The organism is Streptomyces sp. B15 (assembly GCF_018070605.1).
GTDB lineage: Bacteria > Actinomycetota > Actinomycetes > Streptomycetales > Streptomycetaceae > Streptomyces > Streptomyces smyrnaeus.
Genome location: NZ_JAGPXJ010000039.1, coordinates 42150 through 61556, shown reverse-complemented (window position 1 = coordinate 61556; position 19407 = coordinate 42150). Strand labels below are relative to the sequence as shown.

Below are 19407 nucleotides of genomic sequence, written 5' to 3'. Positions count from 1 at the left end.
GTCCGGTACGTCACGTCGGCGTGCTGCCGTCCGTCGGACTCGACGCGGGTCACCTCGTGGCTCGTGGCGATCTCCGCCCCCGCCGACAGCGCGGCGGCGGTCAATGCCTCCGTGAACGCCCCCATTCCGCCGACCGGCACGTCCCAGTCACCGGTGCCGTTGCCGATCACGTGGTAGAGGAAGCACCGGTTCTGTTTCAGGGACGGGTCGTGGGCCTCCGCGAAAGTGCCGATGAGTGCGTCCGTGAGAACGACACCGCGGACCAGGTCGTCGCTGAAGTGCGCCTCGATCGCGGCGCCGACGGGTTCTTCGAAGAGCATGCGCCAAGCCGCGTCGTCGTCGATGCGGCGGCGCAGTTCGTCCCGGGTGGGCAGCGGCTCCGTCAGGGTCGGGAAGACGCGCTCGGCCACGTGCCCGGTCATGCCGTAGAAGGCCTCCCATGCGGTGTACTCGGCGGTGCCGCCGGTGAGCCGTTCGAACGACTCCCGCGTACGGTCCGGGCCACCGCCTACGAACAGGCCCGTCGGGCGGCCCTCACGGTGGGCCGGGGTGTAGGACGACACCGTACGCTTACGGAGGGTGAAGTTCAGCCCCAGTTCTTGGACGATCTTCTGCGGGAGCAGGCTCACCAGATACGAGTAGCGGGACAGGCGGGCGTCCACCCCGGCGAAGGGGCGCGTGGAGACGGCGGCGCCGCCCGTGCTGCCCAGGCGTTCCAGCACCAGCACGGTGCGGCCCGCCCGGGCGAGGTAGGCGGCGGCGACCAGACCGTTGTGGCCGCCACCGACGATGACGGCGTCATAGCGCTCGCGTGCGGGCATGGCTTCTTCCTAACACGCGGAGGCCGGAGGGACACGTAGTTGCGGGGACGAACGGGAGAGTCCCATGGCGCGGCGCCGACGGAATGAAGGGCATGGACGGCGCGGGCAGCGCGGACCGCGCGGACAGGGCCGCTGCGGCGGCCCCCGGCGTCCTGGCCGCCGCACCAGCACCACGCGGACTCCGACCAGCTGACGGACAGGCACGCGGCAGGCAGCCGGGCCACAACCCCCCGCGCCCGGCGGGAGGTTGGCGACCGATGCCGACCGGCAGGAGAAGGTGTCGCGATGCCGCCGAACGGGTCACAGCGTGTCGGACCGTGCCGCCATGATGTACGGGTGACGGATTCGGGTGCGGACTCGCTGGTCCAGGACGAGATCGTGATCCTTGTGCACGGCACCTTCGCCGGTGACAAGGACGGCAACGACGAGGGACACCGCTGGTGGCAACGCGGCAGCGACACATGGAGGTGGCTGGAGGACAATCTGCCGCCAGGAGTGGGCCTCCCGCAGAACGGCAGGCTGTTCCACTGGAGCGGCGCGAACACGCAGTCGGCGCGGCTGTCCGCATCCATGGAGCTGTTGGCGCTTCTCGTCGAGCTCGAACGGAAGGGCCGCGCGTACCACCTGGTCGGCCACAGTCATGGTGGCTCCGTCATCTGGGAAGCCCTTCTGACCAGCCAGGTTCTTCGGCGCGGGGGAATGCTGGCCGACCATCTGTACCACGCCCTGGTGCGGCGCGGTGTCCTCTCCGATGACGATTCCGGCTTCGGCGCAGTCGGAAACCGCTCCCTCGCCCGCAAGTACCAGGCGGTGAGCAGTGAGCTGGAACTCGGCCGGCTGCGGAGTTGGACGACACTCGGAACCCCTTTCCTGTGCCATCTGCCGCAAGGCGGTCTGCTGGCCAGAGGGTGGCGGGACAGAAAGTTCTCCTTGGCCGGCGAAGTGCGTCCTCGGGACTTCAAAGCCCCGCGCTGGACCGCCCCGCTCGCTCTCACCTACATGCTCGGAGTGTTCGGTCCGAGCCTGCTGTTGTCGCTCGCTGTCTCCTGGTTCGAGCTGTCGTGGATCATCCGCCTGATATGGCTGGTGCTGGCAATCGCGGGGCTGAAGTACACACTCAAGGTCGTGGTGCGTGGAGATGTCACCCACGCGCTGACGACCCGCGCCAGGCTCGCCCGGTCCGCGTTCGCACGCTTTTCCTCACGATGGCTGGGCCTGTACGCCGCAACGGACGAAGCGATCACCGGACTTCGGGCGCTGTGCCCGCCCGAAGCGCCCGGCTACGCCGAGTTGTCCGTACCGCCCGCACAGCGCGAGATACCGCGGAAGCCGACCGCTCAGTGGCCTCGCGTGCCCACGCTGCTGCGTTTGAACGCTCCGCTGAAGCACGTCGCGCTCGCTCCACAGGTCTCGATGGGCTACGGGTACTACTTCACCGGCTCCACGTTGACCGAGGACGCCTACGGCCGCGTCAACAAGTGGTTCATGCCGGGTGTCAACGCAGCACTGGCCAAGCGGCTGCTCCGTACCGGGCAGGGGTGTGACGTCCCGTACAGCGACCTCGTCCATGTCTCGACATGGCCCGTGCCGATCGACGCGGGTGCTGTCGGGCTGCCGGATCGCATCGACGCGGCGCTGGAGAGGAACGCCATGGCCCACGCCGGGTTGCTCGGCCTGGAGGTGCGCCAAATGATCGCTCGCGCGGCCATGAACGGCACCCGGCTGCCCGGAATCGCCGCAGGCCAACAGTTGAGCGTCTCCGGCAAGGCTTTGGTGCACACCTCCTACTGCACCGATCCCGAGGTCCTGCGCATGATCCGCCACCACATAGCCGTCTCCAGCAAGACGTGCCAGGCCGAAGCCACAGGTGCCGGGACGGCGGCAGACGTCCGGGGGTGGATAGCCGCAACCCGCGAGCACGTGGCCGAGAAGGTGACGTCGCACGACGCGCAGGTGCACAGCGCAACAGCGTCGTGATGGTGAGGGGCCCGTGGGAGCGCGCCGGCCAGCGCCGTGCTGCGGCGCACTTGAGCGATCCTTCTGAAGGGGCCCCGCGTGGACTCGGGCGGTGAGCCCGGGGAAGAGGCGGCGCGTCGTACAGGCAGCCGGCCGTGCGGTAGCCGACCGCGGTGGCCGGATGGGGATGAATGGGATTCGAGTCCGATTCCGGTCCCGGGTCGTGAAAGTGGCGTGGGCGATGGTGCGCAAGCCGGGGCGGCTCCCCTGCAGGGTCACCGGGTTGCCGTCGTCGCGCCGTTGACCAGGGCGAACGCGGGAGCCCAGCGGAGGTGCTAGGAGTTTCCTCATGCCGCGGACCGGACCGGCATTCGTAGGAATCCACAAGGACCCGGTCTCAGTCTGCCGGGGCTTTCATGTCTTCCACTCCTAGCTGTTACCACGCCGTTGGCTGTGTACTCCTCAGCAAGTCACAACGCGGCAAACCACGCTGTGACGAGGCAAGAGATGGGTGCCGCGGACTTCCTCCGACATGCCCCGTGGGGGAAGCGCCGGCCGCGACGGGCGGTATCGACGTGATGGTCGAGTTCATCATGGACCACCGTCGGTCGACCACTCTGCTCGCCCCCTGACATGTGGCCGAACGAAGGAGAGAGCCTTGGCTGCGACGCTGTCCGGTCGGCCTCTTGAGATCGCCTGGCCCGATCCGGGTATCACCGTCACAGCGGAACTCGACGCTCGCAACGCCGTGCCGGCTGATGCGCTGTGGGAGGCGTTGCCCTACCAGAGCCTGCAAGGACACGCGCTGGTGGCGGGAAGCCATCCGTACCACGTGGCACCGATGCCCTCGCTGCTGCATCTGCCCGCGACCACTCGGTTCGACAGACATGAGGCACCCGACGGGGCGGTTTTCTGTTCTGCGCTGCAGCACCTGGGCGTCAAGTACGGCACGTCGACCGAGCCGATGCCGGCGTCCCCCGTAGGCCGGCTCCGGCCGGAGGACATGGCGGATCTGCCCGCGGCCGGGCAGGCGGCATGCGACTCGGTCTATTCCACGAAGAAGCCCGTCCTCGTGGAGGTCCGCACGGCAGGAATGGGAGGCGGCCACCGCATCCCCCGCCTGACCGCCGCCGGCCCCGAGGCGAACCGGTTGGTCGGCGACGTACACGCCGAGACCGAGCGGAGCTGGCGGTCCGAGCCACCCGAGCTCGCTGATCTGCACCGGGGATGGAACCTCTCCGGGGCGGGGAGTTTCGAGACGGTGCTGCCCACCCTGCTGTCCGTCAACGGGGAGACGCGCCCGCTGGGGTATGTGAGCTACGGCGGTCTGGTCCAGGCCTTGGTCGATGGCATGCCGCTGGATTCTCTGCGCCAGGTGGCCCGCCTGTGGGTCGGTACCCCGGCCGAGTTCCTGGGCTGCTGCGGTCTGGAGCAGTTGTGGGCCTTCACCCAGCGGTTCCTGGCCTGCCTCGACCATTTCGACCGCGACGACTTCCTGGCGGTCGTGAGCCGGCTGGCCTTCTACATCAACTGCTTGGGCGGCTGGAACCTGCAGCTGTTCCCGTGGGACACCGGGGACCAGCTGCGCCAACAGCGCCCCGCCGAAGTGAGCCGGCAGTCATGAGTGCTCTGCCCGCACGCACGGACGCGTTGGTCATCGGCGGGGGAGTCATCGGCACCTCGACAGCGTGCCAACTCGCCGAGCCCGGAGTCGACACCGTCCTGCTGGAGCGCGGCACGCTCGGTTCGGGGGCGTCCGGCGCCACCGCGGGGGTTCTGCGGCCGTACTTTCCCGGCGACCCCCACACCGGCAGCCTTGCCCTCCGCAGCATGGCCGCGTATCACTCCTTCGCCGAGCGGACCGGCACCCCGCTCGGGCTGGAGCGGGTCGGCTTCCTGGTGGTGTTCAGCGACGACCACCAGGTGGCGGACTTCCGGCGTACTCAAGCCGCCCAGCGGGCCGCCGGAGTGGACGTCGAACTCGTGACCGCGTCCGAAGCGGTGCGGCTCAACCCGCTGCTCAGCGAGCGCGCCGTCCTCGCGGCAGCCTGGGCGCCGGATGCTTACGTCTGCGACCCGGCCGCGATCGTGCGCGGCTACGCCGCAGCCGCCGAGGAAGCCGGTGCCGTGCTGCACACGGACACACCCGTCACCGGTCTCGACCCCGACGGGCAGGTCCACACCCCCACGGGCAGCATCCTCGCCGACACCCTCGTCTGCGCGGCCGGCCCCTGGTCGAGAGCGGTTGCCCCCATGGCCCGCATCGATCTGCCCGTGACCACGTACCCCATCGAACTGCTTGTGACCCACCCTTCCCCGAGCGTTCGGCTCCGCTCGCGCGGGGAATATCCCGATGCCGCACCGGCCACCACCCTGCCGATGACCCTGCACGCCTCCTCCGGCCTGCGGATCCGGGCCTGGAAGGACTGTTTTCTCGGAACGGAGATCGATCACCTCATGCTCGGCAACTGTCTCGTCACGAAGGTGGAGGCTTTCTGATGGTCAACCAGGCTCCCAACCGGACTTCTCCCGCCCGCACCCCGCAGGAACTCAACGAGGTGATCACCGGTGGGATCGGTGACAGCCCGCTGCGACCGGACGGAACGCTCAAGGTACGGGGGGAGTACGCCTACTCCTCGGACCTGTGGGCGGAGGACATGCTGTGGGGCGCGACATTGCGCAGCCCGCACCCCTATGCGCGGATCAACTCCATCGACATCGGTCCCGCGCTCAAGCACCCCGGCGTCCACGCGGTGCTGACCCACGAGGACGTCCCCGGCGAGAACATCTACGGCCTGAAGGTCGCCGACACCCCGGTGCTCGCCGAGGACGTCGTGCGTTACAAGGGCGAGCCGGTTGCCCTGGTTGCCGCCGATCACCCGGAGGCCGCCCGGCGCGCGCTGGAGAAGATCGTGGTCGACTACGAGGTGTTGGAGCCGATCACCGATCCGGAACAGGCCGCGCACGACGACACACTGCCCAAGCTGCACCCCGGGGGCAACGTGGTGCGCTATCAGCCGATCACCAGCGGCGACCCCGAAGCCGAGGCCGACGTCGTGGTCTCCGACGTGTACACGCTGGGCATGCAGGACCAGGCGTTCCTCGGGCCGGAGTCAGGTTTGGCCATCCCCGCCGAGGACGGCGGAGTCGATCTGTTCATCGCCACCCAGTGGCTGCATGTGGACCAGAAGCAGACGGCACGGGCACTCGGGCTCCCGGTCGAGAAGGTGCGCTTCACCATGTCCGGTGTCGGCGGCGCCTTCGGCGGCCGTGAGGACCTGTCCATGCAGATCCACAGCTGCATGTTGGCGCTGCACACCGGTAGACCGGTCAAGATGGTCTACAACAGGGAGGAATCCTTCTACGGCCACGTGCACCGGCACCCGGCGAAGATGTACTACGAGCACGGTGCGACCAAGGACGGCAAGCTCGTCTACGTCAAGGCGAAGATGTACTTCGACGGCGGCGCGTACGCCTCCAAGACCCCCGTCGTGGTCAGCAACGCCACCTCGCTGGGCGTCGGCCCGTACGAGGTGCCCAACGTCAGGATCGAGGGTTGGGGCCTGTACACGAACAACCCGCCGTGCGGCGCGATGCGTGGTCTCGGCGCCGTGCAGCCGGCGTTCGCCTACGAGTTGCAGATGGACAAGCTCGCCAAGGCGTTGGGCATGGACCCGGTACGGCTGCGTCAGCTCAACGCCATTGAAGAGGGCTCGACCACGCCCACCGGGCAGGTGCTGGACTACCCCGCGCCGGTCGCCGAGCTGCTGGAACGTCTCGAAAGGCTCCCGCTGCCACAGGAGGACCACTCCACCCCCATGGACATCCGGGGCCTGCCGGGCGGGCTGTCCAACACGACGCACGGCGAGGGCGTGGTGCGGGGCGTCGGCTACAGCGTGATCATCAAGAACGTCTCCTACGCGGAAGGTGCCGACGACTACTCCACGGCGCGGGTGCGGCTGCAGGTGATCGGTGGCGAGCCGGTTGCGATGGTGCACACGGCGGCGGCCGAGGTCGGACAGGGCCTGATCACCGTGCAGCAGCAGATCGCCCGCAGCGAACTCGGCGTGGCACGGGTGAACATCCACCCGAACGACACCAACGTCGGTGACGCCGGATCGAGTTCGGCGTCCCGGCAGACCTACATCACCGGCGGTGCCGTCAAGAACGCGTGCGAGGCCGTCCGCGACGTGCTCTTCGAGCGGGTCGCCCAGCGCTTCGGCGAGCAGGCCGCCGATCTGTCGCTTTCCGGTGGCAAGGTCGTTTCCGCGGCCACCGGTTTCATCGTCGATCTCGTCGAGGTGCTCGGCGACGACGTGATCGAGGAAACCAGGGAGTACCACCACCTGCGGACATACGAGATGGACCCGGTGACCGGGCAGAGCCGGCGGGTGCACGTCCAGCACGCCTTCTCCGCCCACCGGGCGGTGGTGGACGTGGACACGGAGCTCGGCCTGGTCAAGGTCGTGCAGCTGGACTGTGCGCAGGACGTCGGCAAGGCGATCAACCCGGACGCCGTCGTCGGGCAGATCCACGGCGGTTCCGCACAGGGGCTCGGTCTGGCCGTGATGGAGGAGATCAAGGTCACGGACGGTCAGATCCGCAACGCGTCGTTCACCGACTATCTGATCCCCACCATCTTGGACATGCCGCCGATGGCGGTGGATGTCATCGAGAAGGCCGACCCGAACTCGCCCTACGGTGTGCGCGGCGTCGGCGAACCCCCCACCATTTCCGCCACCCCGGCGATCGTGAACGCCATCCGCAACGCGACTGGACTGGAGCTGACCCACACTCCGGTCGCACCGGACCAGCTCTGCGGCGTCCAGTCGTGACGGTCTCCCGCGGGCGCCGTCGGACAGCGCCGAGCTGAGGGTCGGCGCCCGCGGGGCGCCACGTGCCACCCGGGGGCGGAGCCCCGCACGGGCAGGGCACCCGGAAATCCCCCACCTCTCCGAAAAGGAATGACCATGACCACGCACATCCAAGAAACCAGCGTCCAGGACTCCGAGCGCGCCTGGATGGAAAAGGCGATCACGCTGGCCACCGACAGCGTGGCGAACGGCGGCGGTCCGTTCGGCGCGCTGGTCGCCAAGAACGGCGAAGTCGTCGCGATCGGGAACAACCAGGTCACCGCGACCCTCGACCCGGTGGCGCACGCCGAGGTGACCGCGATGCGCGCCGCCTGCAAGGAACTGGACACCTTCTCGCTCGAAGGCTGCGTCCTGATCACTTCGTGTGAGCCGTGCCCGATGTGCCTTTCCTCCGCACTGTGGGCCCGGGTCGACCGACTCGTCTACTCCGCCGATCGGCACGATGCGGCCGTGGCCGGCTTCGACGACCGCAGGTTCTACGATCTGTTCGAGAAGAAGCCCGAGTCGATGTGGCCGATGTCGGTCGAGCAGCTGGACCTGCCGAACCGTACGGCGCCGTTCGACGCGTGGGTGGCCAAGCCCGATCGCATCGAGTACTGACAAGGAGTGCTCGTGGAGATCAAGCGGAAGCACACGATGTACCACCCGACGATCGTCGACACCGATCCAGAGGTCGTCGAGCGGATCACCGGCATGATGGAGAACCGGATCGACTCGGTGCGGGACCATTTCGCACAGGGAAGAAAACAGCCGGCTGGTGAGCTCGGCCCCCGGCCGGCCGCAGCACGCCGACGACCCTCCTGCTGCTGCGGCACGGTGAGACGCCGCTGACCCCGGAGAAGCGGTTCTCCGGCAGCTGCGGCTCGGACCCGTCGCTGCCGGAGGCCGGGCGGCGGCAGGCCGAGGTCACCGCGGCGCTGCTGGCCGCCCGCGGCGGCGTATGGGTGGTCACCACCTCATCGCTGCGGCGCTGCCGCGAGACGGCACAGGCGATTGCCGCGCGGCTCGGCCTGCGCGTACATGTCGAGGAGGACCTGTGTGAGGCCGACTTCGGGGCCTGGGAGGGGCTCACCTTCGCGCCCCGGTGTGCGGACCGAGGACTTCCTGCTCGCCATCACCGGGCTGTGGCACGTCGGCGCACAGGAAGGCGCCTACGCCCGCGCCACCCGCTTGCTTGACCTTGTGAGGGACGGCCTTCGCGTCCGCCCGTGAACTCCTCGGACGTCGGCGGATCACCGTGTGCCGCCGCGGCAGGGCCGTGGCGGCACCGCCCCGCAATCCTGGGCCGCAAGCGGAGGGAGCCGCCCCGCCGTTGACGGGGCGGGGCGACGACGTCGTTACCGGTGAGGCCTCAGGGCCGTCATCGAGCCGTGGTTTCGAGCGTCCACTGCTGGTGGGGCAGGCCGTGACATGTCCACTGGATGACGTTGGTGGACGAACGGCCGTCGGTCGTCTGGTCGGCACATTTGCCGCTGTACTTGTTGACGAGGGCGAACCTGTTGCTGTTGTCCACCGGTACGCGGGCCCACAGCTGGTCCTCGTAGTTCCTGTTGCAGCCGTACTGCCGGAGTTGGTGGCCGTTGGCCACGCTGTGGTATCCGTTGACCAGGCACTTGCCGCTCCTGACGCTGCGCAGTTGGAACCAGTCGCCTTGGACGGGCAGCACCTCGAACCGCTGGTTGGTGCCACCGTGCCGGTTGTAGAGGATGATCGGGGCGCCGTCCTGTGTGGAGTTGTCCTTGACGTCGAGGACGAGACGAGGGTTCTTGGCGGAGTGGATGATCACCGTCTGATCGGGCTGTGCCTGCTTGACGGAGCCGGCTGCGGTCGCGTTGGTGGTGGCCATGCCCGTCAGGGCCAGACCGAGAAGTGCCGTGGCGCTGATCGGGGTGCGTCGGACAGTGGGCATCAGTGTGGTCCTCTCGCGGGATCCGACGCCCTGGCGAATGCCTGGGCGAAACAGGGCGAGTTTCGTCCTCGTTGCGCTGCACCCACCAGCAGTTGTCCGTAAACGCACTGGAAAGCATGATTCGTAGTGCGCCCCCGGCGTGGTCCGCATCCCGGGCGCAGCGTTCCAGCAACACGGCCGGACGGTTACTGACGGTCGAGGCCGCGACCCCGGTCTCCGCGGCGAGCCGTCCCGGCCGGAGGGCACGGCCGTCGGCGAGGACTCGGTACCTTTGCCCGGACCAGGGCACCAGGGCCTGCACGATGTGCTCGAACACGGTCCGGTCCGGTCCGGGACCGGCGACGGCGACTGTGACGGACCAACGGGGTGGGCCGGCGCATGGTCATGACGCCCGGCACCATCACTCGCGCGTCGGTTCGAGCCTGTAGCCGACCTCCATCGGCGTCATACGGCACCGACGGAGGTCGGGACGGTGTCGGACCGGCCGGCTACTTGAGGTCGAGGACTGCCTTGCCGTGAAGACGGCGGTCGAGCAGAACCTCGACCGCGTCGGAGTGGTGAGTCCAGGGACCGCGCCAGCTGATGCCCGGATCGAGGCGGCCTGCGGCGATCTCCCCGGCCAGCCAGGTCAGATCCGCGGAGAAGTCGATGCTGGGGTCGCCGAAGAGGAAGAAGGTGCGGATCGACCGGTCGTGCCGTCCTTCGTTGCCCAGCAGGGCATCCGGTGACAGCACCACGTCGGCCTCGGAGGAGCGGCCCACGCTGAAGAGGCTGCCGCCGGCCGACAGGGAGGCGAAGGCGTCGACGAGGTGCTGTCCGCCGACGTTGTCGAGCACGGCTGCCACGCGCCGCTGCACGGCGGCCGGCTCGGGGTGGACCTCGCGGGCGCCCAGCGCTCGCAGTACGTCGGCCTGGGCGGGGCTTCGGCTGATGGCAACGACGTGCGCGCCCGCGCGGGCGGCCAACTGGACGGCGTATCGGCCGACGCCGCCGGAAGCACCGGTGACCATCACGCGGCGGCCGAGCAGCGATCCCATCCGGCGCAGCACATGCAGGGCGCTCAGCCCGGCCACGGGAACGGTGCTCAGTGCGCCGGGATCGGAGTCCTTCGGCGCGGTGCCGAGCAGAGCGGCGGGTACGGCCCGCAGTTCGGCCCAGCCGGTCTCACCGAGGGTGACGACCTTGTCCCCCTCGGCCGGACCCGAGCCGTCGGCTGCCGCCTGGACGACCACACCGGCCGCGTCCCATCCGAGCACGGTGCCGTCCGGTATCTCCGGACGCGTGGCCCCATGGACCTCACCGAAGTTCAGCGAGACGGCCTCGACCCGCACGAGCGCCTCGTGGGCGGCGGGCCGTGGCGAGGGGACGTCCGTCAACGACAGATGTCCGGGCGAGGAGTGGTCGACGACGAGTGCGCGCACAGCAAGACCTCTTTCAAAGTGCCACAGTGGAGCGTTTGCCTCAGTAGAGCATATGCGCGATCTCGGCGCACTTGGTACGCTGCTCGCGTGACCATCTCGGAACAGCCCGCCACCCTGCGCGAACGCAAAAAGCTGCGTACGCGCCAGGCGCTGGTCGACACCGCCGTCACGCTCTTCGGTGAACGCGGATTCGACAGCACTCCGCTGGACGCGCTGCTGGAGCAGGTGGAGGTGTCCCGGCGGACCTTCTTCCGCAACTTCCGCTCCAAGGAGGACGTGGCGCTCACCGCCGTCAAACAGCTCTGGGACGTCTACCTCGAAGTCCTGGACGGCATGGAGAAGTCCGGGCCGCTGGCCGATGTCTTCCTCGCCGCCATGCTGACCACCCTGGAGCGCATGGACGAGGACTGGTACCGGCGCTTCCCGCTCACCCTCCGGTTGATTGCCGACTCGCCCGCACTCGACGGGTACACGCTGCGGCACTGCGCCGAAGTCCAGGCCGAGATCGCGCGTCGACTCGACGCACGGAACTCTCTCGAACTGCGGCTCCTCATCGAGTTCTTCGTGGCCGCCTGGCGCTGCACTCTTGACGACTGGCTGCCCGACTGCGCACCGGGCGAACTGCCCGCGCTGTTGCGCCGGGCCTGCTCATCCATGAACCCCGCCCTCAACCTGGAGGCGTAACCCGTTCTGCGCTGCCCGGCCTTGAACCGAGTCCGGAGCGAAACCTGCCGTGCTCGCGTGGCGTGCCGACGCCGCAGCACCGAGAAGAGCGACAGCGCCGCGGCGCTCTGCCGCTGGCTGCACGGCGATCTGCACCCGGCTAACATCCTGACCATGAACGGCGCCTTCTGTGGGGTGATCGACTTCGGCGACCTTTTCGCCGGCGACCCGGCCTGCGACCTCGCCGCCGCTTGGATCCTGCTGCCGGACGGTGCCATCGACCGCTTCCACGAGTGCTACGAGCCGAGCCCGGACGCCGCGACCCTGCGCCGTGCCCGCGGCTGGGCGGTGCTGCGTGCCCTCGCCGGCATCCACATCGGAGACGCCGGCGTCCACGGCCGCCCCGGAGGCAAGGCCACCTGGGGCCCACCCGCCCACGCCGCGCTGCGACGCCTCACCGCCTCGGTCCCCCGATGATCAGGCACCCCGGCGTGAGGGGTCGAGAGCGTGCGAACGCGCTGGGCAGGTCGTCACGGAGAACTGAAGAGGACGGCTGCTTGAGGCACCGCCCTGCGCCGCCCTGACGACGCCTCTCGGTGACCCCCGTGCGGCGGGGCGGTAGCGGGGTCGTACGGTCGAGCGCCGGTGCGGTATGTGGCATGACTCGGCACCAACGAAAGCCCCGAAGGACCCGAAAGCTACGAAGGAAGAGAACCGTATGAGTGAGGACGAGCGGCGCGAGCGGTACGCCGTGGCGCTGTACAGCACCCTTGGGTTCAGTGCGGAGCGTCACCCTTGGGCGGGGCTTTCCCCGGCGCGACGCGAGGTCTGGTACGTCCGCGCCGAGGCCGCCATGGCCGTTGCGGACAAGGAGATCGCGGAAGCGTCGCGCACTGCCGGGTGAGGCAGCGCCGCGTCCGCGGGGGTGCCGCAGTAGGTGCGGGTTCGCTCATGAGGCAGTGGTGCGGGCGGTGTGGTGCTGCTGCGGGTTCGGCTGTCCGTCGTGGAGGCCGGCGCCGGAAGCGCCGAGCCATTGATTTGGTCCAGACCTATTGACGAGAGGTCCGGACCACAGAACGCTCTCAGCGACCCCACACACAGGTGGAGGGACACGGCATGCACGGAACGTCCGCTCGAAGACGACGACCCTGGTACTTGCTCGGTATCGGCGTGGTGCTGGCGTGCGTCGTCCAGCTCCTCACCGCGACAGCCCCGCAGGCGGTGGAACGCCCGCGCACCGCGGCCCCGTCCTCCGAGGCCGCCGAGACCTGCCCGGTGCAGGGCAAGCCGTCCGGCAAGGTCCTCCAGGGCTACTGGGAGAACTGGGACGGCGCCGCCAACGGCGTCCACCCGCCCTTCGGCTGGACCCCCATCACCGACACCCGCATCCGCGCCCACGGCTACAACGTCCTCAACGCGGCCTTCCCCGTGATCCGTTCGGACGGCACGGTGCTCTGGGAGGACGGCATGGACTCCACCGTCAAGGTCGCGACCCCGGCCGAGATGTGCGAGGCCAAGGCCCAGGGGCAGACCCTCCTGATGTCGATCGGTGGCGCGACGGCGGGCATCGACCTCAGCTCACGCGCGGTCGCCGACCGGTTCATCGACACGATCGTGCCGATCCTGAAGAAGTACAACTTCGACGGGATCGACATCGACATCGAGACCGGCCTCGTCGGCAGCGGTAACATCAACCAGCTCTCGACCTCGCAGGCCAACCTCGTCCACATCATCGACGGCGTTCTCGCCCAGATGCCGCCGCAGTTCGGCCTGACGATGGCGCCCGAGACCGCGTACGTCACGGGCGGCAGCGTCGTCTACGGTTCGATCTGGGGCGCGTATCTCCCGATCATCAAGAAGTACGCCGACAACGGCCGCCTGTGGTGGCTGAACATGCAGTACTACAACGGCAGCATGTACGGGTGCAGCGGCGACTCGTACTCCGCGGGCACCGTCCAGGGCTTCACCGCCCAGACCGACTGCCTCAACAAGGGCCTGGTGGTCCAGGGCACCACGATCCGCGTGCCCTACGACAAGCAGGTACCCGGCCTCCCCGCCCAGCCCGGCGCCGGCGGCGGCCACATGTCACCCTCCCTGGTCGCCCGGGCCTGGAACCACTACGACGGCCGGCTCAAGGGCCTGATGACCTGGTCCTTGAACTGGGACGGCTCGAAGAACTGGACGTTCGGCGACAACGTCAAGGCACTCCAGGGCCGTTAGAGCACAGCCCGCAGCAGGCGGTCGCACGCCGATGCGGCAAGCGTGGTCAGGGCCGTGGCGAGGAGGGGCCGCGCGCCATGGGGGCAACCCTTCCCAGGCGCCGAGCACGACATCTGCGCCACGGCCCTCGATCTGCTTGTCCGCGAACGCGGGCCCGGAGGGGCGCGCAGCCCCTCCCGCCGCATGCCTGGGAATCTTCTCGTCCCGCACCGGTGCGCCGCCAGTCAGCCGCGGGCTCCTTCGGGGGCGCCCGGAGCGGAGGTGCGAAGGCCGGCCATCTTGTCGCTCTGTGCTAACGCGTTGCGGCAGGGGATCGAGCAAGGATGAGCAGTGTTCGGACCAGCTGCAGCGGACGTGAGTGCGCTGCGGAGGCGCGCGCGGTCGCGTGTGTCGAAGACCGGGGACGTGGGGGCGATGAGGCCGGGGGAGACGCCGGAGCAGGCGCGGGCACGGGCGGGGCGGCTGCGGCAGCGCGCGGCGCAGGCACGCGGTCTGGCCGGTTCGTTGGGTTCCACGCTGGACACGGGGGTGGCCAAGGCGACCGCCGAGGACGTGTGGTTGGGCCCGTACGCCGAGCGTGTCACGGGGGAGCTGCGCCGACGTCAGCGTGAGCTGGAGGGCTTGGCCGACGGTGTGCGCGCCGCCGCGAACCGCTGGGACCAGGAGGCCGAACTGCTCGACCGGGAGGCCGCGGCAGCCCCGACCGGAGGTGACTGATGGGTGGCTTCCAGGGATTCGACCCGGTACGAGTACGGGAGTTGGCGGGGCATCTGGACTCGGTGGCGGGCTCCATCGTGCCGATGCACCGTCAGCTGTCGCAGATCCTGGAGGCGGCAGTCGCTGACATGGCGCCGCAGCAGGCGAGTACGAGCCCGGAACTTCAGCCTCTGGTGGACAACCCGGGGGTGCCGATGGCCACGGGCGGGATTCCGATCTCGAAGGTGTACGGGATCCCGACGGGCTACCTTCCGGGGCCCAGGACACAAGGCGAGGCGCTCGCGGGTGGACCGTTGCCGGGCTCTGTCGATCCGTTTCTGAGACAGACCGCGGCCGACATCCGGGCCCGGTGCGATCGGTTGGAGCAGGTCCGGCGGGCAGCTCCGTCCTCCGTCAAGCTGGATGCTGGTGCCCTGCTCGCCGCCGATCTGGTCGACCTCAACGCCGTACCGAAGCCCGACGCGGGCGAGCAGGCGATCGCCAAATGGTGGGCAGGGCTGAAGCCCGCGCAGCGCGAGCAGTATCTGTATCTGAAGCCCGAGGTGCTGCAAACGCTCAAAGGGCTTCCCGCTGACGTGCTGCAGCAGGCCACCCAGCTCGCCTACTTCAAGGTGGTGCCCTACAAGACTTCCAGCCACGAGAGCGCGGGTGGCACCAAGCTCTCGATCGGTATCTTCGAGATCGGTGACGGTTACGCTCTGCGCACCGAGCAGATGAACGACGGCACCTACCGCGTCACCATGATCGACAACGAGCAGATCGGAGCCAAGGCCGCCAGACCCGACAAGAAGGGGATATCGATCGGCGGCACGGTGAAGTTCGAGATCGGCGACACCTGGGTGTTCAAGAACAAGGCCGCGGCGGAGAAGCTGCAGAAGGACATCGACGAGGCGTACTTTCTGCACCGTCAGCTGAACGGCACGAACCCCATCGGCGTCATCTTTGCCAAGGCGCGGCTCCCGGACGTGCTGAAGCGGATCGGCGAGCCGAAGATCACAACCACGACGGTGGGTGTGGAGGTTGACGGGTCGATCGGCGTCGGAAACGCCACTCCGGGAATCAAGTTCGGCGGCAACCTCTCGCGCATCACCAGCACGCTGAACCCCCAGCGGCCCTCGGTGACTCTGAGCAGGGACTTCGTCGTGGAGCCCTCGCTCACCCGGGGGAAAGTGGTGAAGGCGGATTTCGGCGCGGTCGTCAACGGCACGATCCAGGTAGTCCGGGACAAGAACAACCCGGACCCCAACACCAACATCACCACCGTTCGGCTCATCCAGACGGTGGAGGGAAAACTCGGTGGAACCTTCGGTGGTGAGCTCGGCGGTGCCAAGGCAGGCGTCTCGGGAAGCTACAAAGAAGGACGCACCAACACCCACGTGGTGACGGTGAATGTGCCGATCGGTGCGAACTCCGAGGAACAGGCCGCCGCCCGGAAGTGGCTGAACGCGCCGCCTCCCGCGGCCCTGGCCGGCCCCGCCATCCCTACCGATCCGCCCGCTCCGGACGGGGATCTCTTCTCTCGGCTGGCACACGATCGCGGGCAGGTCAGCGCCGTCTCCTACAAGGGGAAGGCATCCGAACTGAAACTGGGCGGAAGGTTCACCATCGACGGTATCCCCATCGGCCTCGAGGCCACGGCGGGGGAAAAGAGCGACCGCGTCGTCGACCAGCGGTACCTCGGTGCGCCCGACCCGGAAACCGGCACGCGCAACTTCGTCCCCATCAACTGACCGTACCGCTCGCCCCCCGCTCGCCCCTCCCGTGAGCCTGCCGCGGAGCGTCTTCCGTCCGGTGAGCTGCTGGTCGACGGCCTGCCGCCGGTCGCGCGGAAAGGCAGCCGCGGCGTATCCGCTGTCGCGGGCTCGTTATGATGACCGCCGTTTGACGTGCACCTGGTGGGCAGATGTGTCGGGGAGGCGGAGTAGGCCGTGGTGGAGCGAACGCCGGATCTGGGGCTGCAGCGCCAACCCACACTCACCCAGGGCGAGCGGCTGGACGAGGCCGCCCGGGCGCTCGACGGAATGGGCAAGTCGGTGGGCGGCGGCGGGCCGTGGGCCCAGCTCCCGTCATGGGCGCTGAATCCCTTCGGCGGCGATGCCTTCGGCGAGTACGGCGGCCAGCAGGCGTTCACCTCCTTCGCCCAGGCGTGGCACAAGGAGATCGAGATCCTCGCCGGTGCGCTGCGGGAGATCCACCGCAGGATCGGTGACGGCGTCACTCTGAACGGGAACACCGATCACGACGTCCGCAGCAAGCTCGACTCCCTCTCCTCCCTCTCCGAACCCGAGGAGAAGAAGCGGTGACCGGGCTTGGCCGACGCCGCAAGGGGGAGCTGAGGCGGCTGCGACGCAGGTTGGAAGCGCTCCACTTCGAGGGGAAGGGCGGACTCGACGGCGACAGGACGAACCTCGTGCTCGCGGAACTCATCGACGAGGCCCTGGGCTTTCCCGCCCCCGAGGGATCCCCGGACGAGGTCGAGGGCAAGGCCGCCGACTACCGCGGGGCCGCCAGATCGGCCGACGAGATCCGGGGAGGAGTGCGGGCCGTCGCGACCGCCGGCCTGCCCAACACCTGGGTGGGGGAGGCGGGCTCCAAGGCGAGCGAGGTGACCAAAGCCGCCGCGCGGAACGCGGAACACATGTCGGAGACGTTCGGTACGGCTGCCAGGGAACTGACCCTGTTGGCCGAGGGCATCAGCACCGCGCAGAGCAAGCACGGCTTCGGTCTCGACGCGCTGCGTGCCGCCCGGGGCATGCTCCCCGAAGGAGACAGCGCGTACTTCGCCGCTGCCGTGGATGCCGACCGGGCGCGCCGGGCGGCGCTGGACGGTATCGGATATCTGGAGTCAGGCGTGGAAGCCGCCGAGGCGGCGGGGGAGCGGGCCGAACGGAAGCTGGACGAACTGGCCGCCGATGTCCGCTCCGGCAGGCTGGACACCGGACATCTGTCGGACGCGGACCGGGTCGTCCTCGCAGACGCGGCCGCACACGGCGGGGACCCCGCGGACAACGAAATTCTCACCAACCGCGACCTGGAACGCTCCAGCACGCGCCTGAACAGTCTCGACGCCAAGGACCGGGCCGCCTACGACAAGCTGCTGGACGGCGCCAAGTCACCGCAGGAGCGCGCGTATCTGGTGAAGGCACTGGCCGCCGGCTATCCGATGACGCGTATACAGACCTTCGCCCGCAAGATCCATCCGTATGGCGACAAGCCGGCCTGGCTCCAGCAGCATCTGACGCCCATCGTCAACCGCCCGGACGACTCCCGGCGGGAGGGAGACCACTCCCAGAAGGTGACGTTCGACGGATACCAGTGGCGGCAGAAGGGCGACACATGCGTGGCTCTCTCCACGGTCACCATGCACGCCCAGAGCGACCCGCTGTACGCCCTGGAACTGACCACCGGCGGACACCCCGGAGACCCGGACCACGACAACGGCGCGGCCTTCGAGGAGCGGCTGAGGGCCGAGGAGACCAGGGTCTACGACCGGCGCGAAGGCGACAAGAGAGGTATGAACGGCCGGGAGAGCGAAATGGTCGCGGACGACGAGATCGGCTCGCACACCGGAACCGACTACGACGCCATCGCCACCCGGACCAAGGAGTCCCGCGAGGAAGTCCTGCCCAAGATCCGTGAAGCCGTCGACAGCGGCCAGCCCGTGCCCTTCGGCGCCCGGCGGGGCGACGAGTTCGGTCATCAGATGATGATCATCGGCCAGGACGGCGGCAAACTGCAGATCTACAATCCCTGGGGCTTCACCACCTGGGTCAGCGAGGACGACTTCGTCAACGGCACCATGGGCGGTGCGTCGAGCGAGAAATACCCCACGCCCACCGACATCCGGCTCCCCGAGCAGAAGCAGGCAGTCCGCCCGTGACACCCACCCCCGCCCGGCGCACCGGCCCGGCTGCCGTTGCCGTCGCACTGCTGCTGGCCCTCACCGCCTGCGGCGGAACCGGCGACAGCGATGCGGACGGCGGCGACGGTGGCCCTCCCACGCCGTCACCCACCCCGGCCGCCTCCGACCCGGCCTCCGACTCCCCCACACCGTCGCCCACCCCGGAGACGGTGTTCGACGACAAGCACACAGACGTCGAGGTGGCACCTGGGGAGACCTTCTCACTGAAGATCCGTATCAACCCAGGCGCCGGATACGACTGGGAACTCGTCGACCCGCAACCCGACAGCGCCGTCGTCGTCAAGACGGGGCAGCGGGAAGAGGCGGACTCCCCGGAACGGATGGGCTCGCGCGGCTACCTCTTCCTCGACTACCGCACGAAGGCCGAGGGCAGCACCGAAGTGCATGTGCGCAGGAACTGCTTCGCGTGCGGTGGCGAGGAGGAGAAGGCCGCGCAGGCAGGCAAGAAGGGCCCGGAGACCGTCTTCCACATCACGGTGAAGGAGTGACGCCCCGCATGCCTCCGGACAGGACGACCGACGCGGAACTGGGTTCCCTCGACGTTCCCCTGCTGCTCCGCTACGGCCTGACGCTCGGCGGTGCCCACCGCACGGCGCTCTTCGGCGACGGCGCGGTCGCCGCCGCGCTGACCGCGGAGGAACTGGGTGCCCTGCCGCGCGCGGTGGCCTTCCTCGCCGAGGTCGTACGCCGGGACGGCCTGCGGGCCGCCGTCGAGCTGCCGGAACCCCTGCCGGGCCGGGAAGCGGCCCGCACCGCGACCGAGTGGCTGACCACCGCCTCCTCCGTGCTCGGGGAAGCGGACCTGGAGAACGAGGAACAACTCGCCCGCTGGTTCGAGGCAGTAGCCACGATCATGGCCCTCCGCCACACCCACCCCGCCCCCCACCCTTGACCGGCGGACGCC

The 19407-nt window shown here is 69.0% G+C and carries 18 protein-coding genes and 3 pseudogenes; 18 read left to right on the top strand and 3 right to left on the bottom strand.

Annotated features, from left to right (window positions below; all coding sequences use genetic code 11):
• A partial coding sequence (locus KBY19_RS18970) for an NAD(P)/FAD-dependent oxidoreductase (protein WP_210966242.1) occupies window positions 1–821 on the bottom strand: 821 nt, incomplete at its 3' end.
• A 336-nt stretch (window positions 822–1157) separates the two neighbouring features.
• Between KBY19_RS18970 and KBY19_RS18965 the strand changes: the two genes are divergently transcribed.
• From KBY19_RS18965 to KBY19_RS36610, 8 genes and pseudogenes are all read left to right on the top strand, one after another.
• Entirely contained in the window at window positions 1158–2798 is a 1641-nt protein-coding gene (locus KBY19_RS18965; RefSeq protein WP_185019123.1) for a hypothetical protein, read from the top strand.
• A 637-nt stretch (window positions 2799–3435) separates the two neighbouring features.
• Window positions 3436–4401 carry a hypothetical protein gene (locus tag KBY19_RS18960; protein ID WP_185019124.1) on the top strand — a complete coding sequence of 322 codons (966 nt, stop codon included), beginning with the start codon at window positions 3436–3438 and terminating at the stop codon, window positions 4399–4401.
• Window positions 4398–5276, top strand: a complete 879-nt coding sequence (locus KBY19_RS18955; protein ID WP_210966241.1) for an FAD-binding oxidoreductase — start codon at window positions 4398–4400, stop codon at window positions 5274–5276. Before KBY19_RS18960 ends, KBY19_RS18955 begins: the two co-directional genes overlap by 4 nt.
• Window positions 5276–7612: a xanthine dehydrogenase subunit D gene (pucD, locus tag KBY19_RS18950; RefSeq protein ID WP_099885988.1), complete on the top strand. Its 2337-nt coding sequence runs from the start codon at window positions 5276–5278 to the stop codon at window positions 7610–7612. The genes KBY19_RS18955 and pucD overlap by 1 nt, the downstream gene beginning before the upstream one ends.
• A 135-nt stretch (window positions 7613–7747) precedes the next feature.
• On the top strand, window positions 7748–8251 hold the full coding sequence (locus KBY19_RS18945) for a nucleoside deaminase (RefSeq protein WP_099885989.1): 504 nt from the start codon (window positions 7748–7750) through the stop codon (window positions 8249–8251).
• Between the two features lie 12 nt (window positions 8252–8263).
• On the top strand, window positions 8264–8482 hold the full coding sequence (locus KBY19_RS18940) for a hypothetical protein (protein ID WP_210966240.1): 219 nt from the start codon (window positions 8264–8266) through the stop codon (window positions 8480–8482).
• Window positions 8437–8730, top strand: a pseudogene (locus KBY19_RS18935) (histidine phosphatase family protein); the annotation flags it as partial. The gene KBY19_RS18940 and the pseudogene KBY19_RS18935, both read left to right, overlap by 46 nt.
• A pseudogene (locus KBY19_RS36610) lies at window positions 8729–8863 on the top strand (TetR/AcrR family transcriptional regulator); the annotation flags it as partial. The pseudogenes KBY19_RS18935 and KBY19_RS36610, both read left to right, overlap by 2 nt.
• Window positions 8864–9011: 148 nt before the next feature.
• Here KBY19_RS36610 and KBY19_RS18930 read toward each other — a convergent pair.
• Both KBY19_RS18930 and KBY19_RS18925 read right to left on the bottom strand, forming a co-directional pair.
• A complete protein-coding gene (locus tag KBY19_RS18930) occupies window positions 9012–9560 on the bottom strand; it encodes an RICIN domain-containing protein (RefSeq protein WP_210966239.1) in 549 nt (182 codons plus the stop codon).
• A gap of 488 nt (window positions 9561–10048) precedes the next feature.
• Window positions 10049–10981, bottom strand: coding sequence for a zinc-binding dehydrogenase (locus tag KBY19_RS18925; RefSeq protein ID WP_210955614.1), 933 nt, complete (start codon window positions 10979–10981; stop codon window positions 10049–10051).
• An 87-nt stretch (window positions 10982–11068) separates the two neighbouring features.
• On the opposite strand from KBY19_RS18925, the gene KBY19_RS18920 reads away from it, so the two are divergent.
• The 10 genes and pseudogenes from KBY19_RS18920 (at window position 11069) to KBY19_RS18875 (ending at window position 19395) form a co-directional block, all read left to right on the top strand.
• On the top strand, window positions 11069–11665 hold the full coding sequence (locus tag KBY19_RS18920; protein WP_307843555.1) for a TetR family transcriptional regulator: 597 nt from the start codon (window positions 11069–11071) through the stop codon (window positions 11663–11665).
• A gap of 114 nt (window positions 11666–11779) precedes the next feature.
• Window positions 11780–12121, top strand: a pseudogene (locus KBY19_RS18915) (phosphotransferase); the annotation flags it as partial.
• Window positions 12122–12362: 241 nt separating this feature from the next.
• Window positions 12363–12548 (top strand): hypothetical protein, encoded by a 186-nt coding sequence (locus tag KBY19_RS18910; RefSeq protein ID WP_099885995.1) that lies wholly within the window; start codon window positions 12363–12365, stop codon window positions 12546–12548.
• A gap of 212 nt (window positions 12549–12760) precedes the next feature.
• Window positions 12761–13864 carry a chitinase gene (locus tag KBY19_RS18905; RefSeq protein WP_210966237.1) on the top strand — a complete coding sequence of 368 codons (1104 nt, stop codon included), beginning with the start codon at window positions 12761–12763 and terminating at the stop codon, window positions 13862–13864.
• 405 nt (window positions 13865–14269) lie between these two features.
• Complete coding sequence (locus KBY19_RS18900; protein ID WP_210966236.1) at window positions 14270–14581, top strand: hypothetical protein; 312 nt, start codon at window positions 14270–14272, stop codon at window positions 14579–14581.
• An 83-nt stretch (window positions 14582–14664) separates the two neighbouring features.
• Window positions 14665–16311: a hypothetical protein gene (locus KBY19_RS18895; protein ID WP_210966235.1), complete on the top strand. Its 1647-nt coding sequence runs from the start codon at window positions 14665–14667 to the stop codon at window positions 16309–16311.
• A gap of 198 nt (window positions 16312–16509) precedes the next feature.
• A complete protein-coding gene (locus KBY19_RS18890; RefSeq protein ID WP_099885999.1) occupies window positions 16510–16884 on the top strand; it encodes a hypothetical protein in 375 nt (124 codons plus the stop codon).
• Complete coding sequence (locus KBY19_RS18885; RefSeq protein ID WP_210966234.1) at window positions 16881–18461, top strand: peptidoglycan-binding protein; 1581 nt, start codon at window positions 16881–16883, stop codon at window positions 18459–18461. Before KBY19_RS18890 ends, KBY19_RS18885 begins: the two co-directional genes overlap by 4 nt.
• Complete coding sequence (locus KBY19_RS37260; RefSeq protein ID WP_210966233.1) at window positions 18458–18991, top strand: protease inhibitor I42 family protein; 534 nt, start codon at window positions 18458–18460, stop codon at window positions 18989–18991. The genes KBY19_RS18885 and KBY19_RS37260 overlap by 4 nt, the downstream gene beginning before the upstream one ends.
• Before the next feature lie 8 nt (window positions 18992–18999).
• Window positions 19000–19395 (top strand): hypothetical protein, encoded by a 396-nt coding sequence (locus tag KBY19_RS18875; protein WP_210966232.1) that lies wholly within the window; start codon window positions 19000–19002, stop codon window positions 19393–19395.
• The last annotated feature ends 12 nt before the right edge of the window (window positions 19396–19407 follow it).

What these genes read in the sequence shown, in the direction of transcription:
- KBY19_RS18955 (WP_210966241.1), top strand. Translation starts at nt 4,398, where the DNA reads ATGAGTGCTCTGCCCGCACGCACGGACGCGTTGGTCATCGGCGGGGGA.
- pucD (WP_099885988.1), top strand. Translation starts at nt 5,276, where the DNA reads ATGGTCAACCAGGCTCCCAACCGGACTTCTCCCGCCCGCACCCCGCAG.
- KBY19_RS18945 (WP_099885989.1), top strand. Translation starts at nt 7,748, where the DNA reads ATGACCACGCACATCCAAGAAACCAGCGTCCAGGACTCCGAGCGCGCC.
- KBY19_RS18930 (WP_210966239.1), bottom strand. Translation starts at nt 9,560, where the DNA reads ATGCCCACTGTCCGACGCACCCCGATCAGCGCCACGGCACTTCTCGGT.
- KBY19_RS18910 (WP_099885995.1), top strand. Translation starts at nt 12,363, where the DNA reads ATGAGTGAGGACGAGCGGCGCGAGCGGTACGCCGTGGCGCTGTACAGC.
- KBY19_RS18905 (WP_210966237.1), top strand. Translation starts at nt 12,761, where the DNA reads ATGCACGGAACGTCCGCTCGAAGACGACGACCCTGGTACTTGCTCGGT.
- KBY19_RS18895 (WP_210966235.1), top strand. Translation starts at nt 14,665, where the DNA reads ATGCACCGTCAGCTGTCGCAGATCCTGGAGGCGGCAGTCGCTGACATG.
- KBY19_RS18875 (WP_210966232.1), top strand. Translation starts at nt 19,000, where the DNA reads ATGCCTCCGGACAGGACGACCGACGCGGAACTGGGTTCCCTCGACGTT.